General features: G+C 58.0%; 3 protein-coding genes. 2 read left to right on the forward strand and 1 reads right to left on the reverse strand.

Features of this window, described 5'->3' with window-relative positions:
* Positions 1-335: SDR family oxidoreductase (locus tag ACOVRJ_RS17660; protein WP_422045146.1), on the forward strand; the 335-nt coding region annotated here is incomplete at its 5' end.
* Positions 336-386: 51 nt separating this feature from the next.
* On the opposite strand, the gene ACOVRJ_RS17665 is transcribed toward ACOVRJ_RS17660, so the two are convergent.
* The gene (locus ACOVRJ_RS17665) at positions 387-1,271 is read right to left on the reverse strand and encodes a LysR family transcriptional regulator (RefSeq protein ID WP_409749919.1); all 885 of its coding nucleotides are present in this window, start codon (positions 1,269-1,271) and stop codon (positions 387-389) included.
* 150 nt (positions 1,272-1,421) lie between these two features.
* On the opposite strand from ACOVRJ_RS17665, the gene ACOVRJ_RS17670 reads away from it, so the two are divergent.
* Positions 1,422-2,609: an Acg family FMN-binding oxidoreductase gene (locus tag ACOVRJ_RS17670; RefSeq protein ID WP_422045147.1), complete on the forward strand. Its 1,188-nt coding sequence runs from the start codon at positions 1,422-1,424 to the stop codon at positions 2,607-2,609.
* The last annotated feature ends 315 nt before the right edge of the window (positions 2,610-2,924 follow it).

Genomic DNA, 2,924 nt, shown 5'->3' on the forward strand with positions numbered 1-2,924 from the left:
GTGGAACATTGCTCTTCACTGGCGCCACGGCCAGTCTGCGCGGCGCTGCAGGTTTTGCGGCCTTCGCTGGTGGCAAGGCGGCGCTGCGGTCGCTCGCTCAGTCCATGGCGCGGGAACTGGGTCCTGAGGGGCTGCATGTGGCGCATGTGGTCATCGATGGCCTGATCGATACGGCTTTTGCGCGTGAGCATTTTGTACAACGCGTCAAGGAAGTCGGACCTGATGGCATCCTGAATCCGGACCATATCGCCGACACTTACTGGTGGTTGCACCAGCAAGCACGCGACGCGTGGACTTTCGAACTTGACTTGCGCCCTTCTGCGGAAGGGTGGTAATCACCTTGTCGATATGAATGAATCGCCAGTCCCCGGTGAAAAACTCAAGTTTTAAATTGCCCTGGGTAAAGCATCAGACAAGAAGTCATAGACGGCCCGAATCCGTTTACTGGTACGGATTTCTTTGTGAACAACCAGCCAAACCGGTAGCGGCTCAATTTTCAGTTTAGGCAGAACCGTGATCACTGCAGGATCGGTACGGATCTGGTGCTCGCTGACAAAGCCAATTCCCAACCCTGCTCGCACGGCCTGCCAGACGACGATCAAGTCGTCGGTCCGAAACGCAAAGTGCTCCCGTTCGACGTGTAGGCCTTGCGAGAGGAAGCCTTTCACCGTGTCGTCTTTTCGGTCCCCCCCGATGAGATCATGACCCAGCAGGTCGGCGGGTTGACGTGGCACGCCGCGACGACGCAGGTAATCCTGATGAGCACATGCCTTCAAAAAAACTTTTCCCACCCGCCGAGCAATGATGGTGGCCTGCTCTGGTTGAACCATGCGAACCGCGATATCGGCTTCTCGTTTCAGGAGGTTGCTTACGGAATTACTGGCGACTAACTCTACTTGCACCTCTGGCAATGTCAGACGCATCTGTGCCAGCAAAGGGGGCAGTACAAAGCACGCCATGGGTTGGCTAGCACTGATGCGCACTGTTCCAGAGGTTGAACGATCGGAACTAGCCACACTGCGTGCAAGCCCATCGGCTCCACTTTGCATGATGCGCGCAGATTCGGCCAGGCGAAGTGCTGCCTCGGTGGGTAACAGCCCTCGTCCTGTCCGCTCGAATAGAACTAAGCCTAACTGGGATTCAAGCTCAGCCACATGTCGGCCGATGGTGGGCTGGCTCGTTTGCAGTTGGCGTGCGGCTGCAAGAAGACTGCCATTTTCAAGTACGGCAAGGAATGAACGCACGAGCGACCAGTCAAACATGTTATTCATAAATGAAATTCAGAGATAAATAAATAATCAATTGTGTACATGCAGAAGGGTCCACACAATACCCCCGATTGACCTTTTTTTGGCGTCTACCCAATGAAATTCTTTAACGTGGAGATGAGGATGGAGTTGAATAAACGAGTGAATTCCTCGGTGAAATTCTCCGAAGTTGTTACCGAAGCCGTCCCAAGTCGCCGAGCCTTCATTCGCCTCTTGGGCGGTGGTACCGTGCTTGCCGCCACTGGCACGCTCACGGGGTGCAGTGGCCAACTGCCCGAGGCAGCTGTCGAACCCTGGCGCAGTCCTGATCGCGAGACCGACACGCGGCGATTTATCCTTGCACATGCTCTGCTGGCACCCAACCCCCACAACCGCCAGCCTTGGATTGCCGACCTGCGGGAAGCTGGTCGAATTCACCTGACTTGCGATGGTGAGCGGTTGCTGCCCGAGACCGATCCCTTCGGGCGGCAGATACTGATTGGCTGTGGTGCTTTTCTCGAGTTGGCTGTGATCGCCGCTGCCCAGCGCAGCTTGTCACTGAAGGTCGAACTTTTTCCGGAAGGTACACCCGCTGACCAGGCTCTGCCAAAGGGCAGCCGCGTAGCGACATTGGTTCTGGGCGAACCTGGCAGTGCGCCCGCCGATCCCTTGTTTGCCCAGATCGTGCGTCGCCATTCGGGTAAAACTGCCTACGCGATCGATCGCGCCCTGCCGGAGGCGCTCGTGCGCAGCTGGGGCGAGACGGCCACCCGCTTTGGCCTGCGCAGCGGTGTGGCGGCTGGCGCGGCAGCGATGGATCCGATCCGCCGTATCACCCGCGAGGCCTACGAGATCGAAGCTACCACGGCACGCACTTGGCTCGAGTCAGCCCGCCTGATGCGCATCGGGCCCGGTGCTATTGCAGCGAACCCCGATGGCATCAGCCTGAACAGTCCGCTGGTGCGTGCCCTGCACACGGTCGGCCTTTTCGATCCAATGGAGGTGCCTGCAAGGGGTAGCAAGGCGCTGGAGCGTGTGATGGAGCGATGGGTCCCCTTCGAGACGGGCAGCGGCTTTTTGTGGTTGGCCAGCCCGGACAACACGCGCCGGACACAAGTGGCCTCTGGCCGCGCCTATGTGCGCACTCACCTGCTGGCCACGGCTGCGGGTGTGGACATGCACCCGTTGTCTCAGGCCCTGCAGGAGTTCCCGGAAATGCGCGGACCGAGGGAGGCACTGCACCAAACACTGGGCCTAGGTTCAGTGGGTGAAACGCTGCAGATGCTCTCGCGAGTGGGATTCGCCACCGAGTTGCGTGGGCCGAGCCCGCGACGTAACTTGGAGTCCCTTTTGCGCACATGAGGCTTACTCTCCTGTGTTGTCAGAGGTTCATTCATGACCTAATGTGTTCCTGGGGCCGTCTCATAAAACCTCCGCAGCCCCGCAGACAATCCACTGTTATCAGAGCCCTTTGAATTTATCCTCAGAGACCGTTTCAATCCGTGAACTCGATGGGATGTAATACGTGCTCTATCCGGGTTGTGCCTTGCAGTTTGCAATCCCGTCACGCCAACCCTGCCATTGGTTCAAATGCTGAACCGCTGGTGCAGCAGTGCTTGTCTCATGGGCAGACCGACTGTATCTTGATCCTGTCGACCCCAAAGTGGACGGCAGTTT

The organism is Roseateles sp., assembly GCF_049240545.1.
Lineage (GTDB): Bacteria > Pseudomonadota > Gammaproteobacteria > Burkholderiales > Burkholderiaceae_C > Paucibacter_A.

What these genes read in the sequence shown, in the direction of transcription:
- ACOVRJ_RS17665 (WP_409749919.1), bottom strand. Translation starts at nt 1,271, where the DNA reads ATGAATAACATGTTTGACTGGTCGCTCGTGCGTTCATTCCTTGCCGTA.